This is a genomic window from Oscillibacter sp. CU971 (assembly GCF_905219725.1).
Classification (GTDB): domain Bacteria; phylum Bacillota; class Clostridia; order Oscillospirales; family Oscillospiraceae; genus Oscillibacter.
The window spans coordinates 1-1,366 of the sequence record NZ_CAJMXG010000490.1 but is presented as its reverse complement, the minus strand read 5'-3'; the positions used below and the strand labels follow the sequence as shown (position 1 = coordinate 1,366).

1 protein-coding gene and 2 pseudogenes are annotated in these 1,366 nt (G+C 60.9%); all 3 read right to left on the bottom strand.

The annotated features are described in order from the left end of the window. Positions 1–252 (bottom strand): annotated as a pseudogene (locus JX325_RS16840) (transketolase); the annotation flags it as partial. Positions 253–269: 17 nt separating this feature from the next. Then, positions 270–1,055: a 5-deoxy-glucuronate isomerase gene (locus tag JX325_RS16835; protein ID WP_204792173.1), complete on the bottom strand. Its 786-nt coding sequence runs from the start codon at positions 1,053–1,055 to the stop codon at positions 270–272. Positions 1,056–1,067: 12 nt separating this feature from the next. Beyond that, a pseudogene (locus JX325_RS16830) lies at positions 1,068–1,366 on the bottom strand (3D-(3,5/4)-trihydroxycyclohexane-1,2-dione acylhydrolase (decyclizing)); the annotation flags it as partial.

The following is a 1,366-nucleotide window of genomic DNA, read 5'->3' as shown; positions in this document are numbered from 1 at the left end:
GGGATAGAAGCCCATCAGGCCAAAGGTGGCGTAGGCCACGGGGCCCGCGTGGCCCTTGGACAGGACCAGCCAGTCCCGGTCCTCCCAACGGGGATTCTTCGGATCGTACTTCATAACCTCCCCGTATAAAACCGCCATCAGGTCCGCCAGGTCCATGGACCCGCCCACGTGGCCGAACCCACGGCTGTGGATCACCTTCAGCGTCTCCAGCCGGATCTCAGCCGCCAGGACTTTCAGCTTTTTCTCGTTCATACTATCGCCTTTCTTTCTCAAAAATCCGCGTCGTGGAGCCAGGTATAGCGTTCATCCTCGCAGCGATCCGTCTGGAGCCAGGGGTTTCCCTCCAGGTGCCGGATCATCCAGGTGGTGTACATCTGGAAGCCGGGGGCCACGGCCTGGGGATGCAGCGCTCCGCCGGGAATGGCGGAAAAGCTGTGGTCCACGCTTTTGAAAACCTCGTCGCCGACAAAGCTGGCCCCAAACCCCTCGGGCCGGTCGAAGAGGAAGAAATAGGTCTCCGGCTGGGGATGCCGGTGGGGCAGGTACCCGGACCAGTTGCCCCGGTCGTTCAAGACCTCCCCCAGGACCATGTTGGAGTCCGGGCAGATGTCGTGGTCAAAGATGGTATTGACCCGCCGCTTGGCCACGTCCCCGAACTTGCCCTTGCAGGAGTATTTCCAGGGCGTGTCCTCCGGGCGGTAGAGCTTCGCGGGAAAGCCCCGCTCATTCCTTGTACATTGCACCAAAATTTCGGACTCTGTTTCGGCAAAAACGCCGATCTCCACGCCGCCGGAAGCATGGACGCACCAGGGGCCTTCGGTGAAGACGCTCTTCCGGGCGGCGGCGTGCTCCCGGCCCTCGTAGCGGAAGGTCACCGCGCCGCTGAGAAGCAGGACCGCGATTTCCTCTCCTTCCCGGCAGAACTTCCGGGTCTCCCCGGCCTTCATTTTATAAACCCGGATATCCATCAGCATGGCGGCGTAATCGCCGTCGTAGGTGGTGAGGATCATCTCGCCGGATTCGTCAAATTCGGGATAGCCGAATACCTTGCTCATCTTTTTACCCCCTTAATATTTTCTTGCCTCGTCCCGGCCTTCCTTCACGCCTTCCCAGGCTTTGCGGACGCTCTCCTTCTCGGATACGTCGGCGAGCCCGACGTTCCACCAGGACTCATAGCCGTCGGTCATGGTCTTGGGAATGACCTTCAAATCGAACAGGCACGCGACCGTCTGCTTCTTGGCGTCCTCCAGAGCGGCCTCCAGCTCGGCGATGGTCCGGCAGGTGTAGCTCTTCAGGCCGTAGCCCTCGCCGATTTTGGCGTAGTCCACGGGAATTAGGTCCCCGGTGGGCTTCTTGCCGTCGGTGT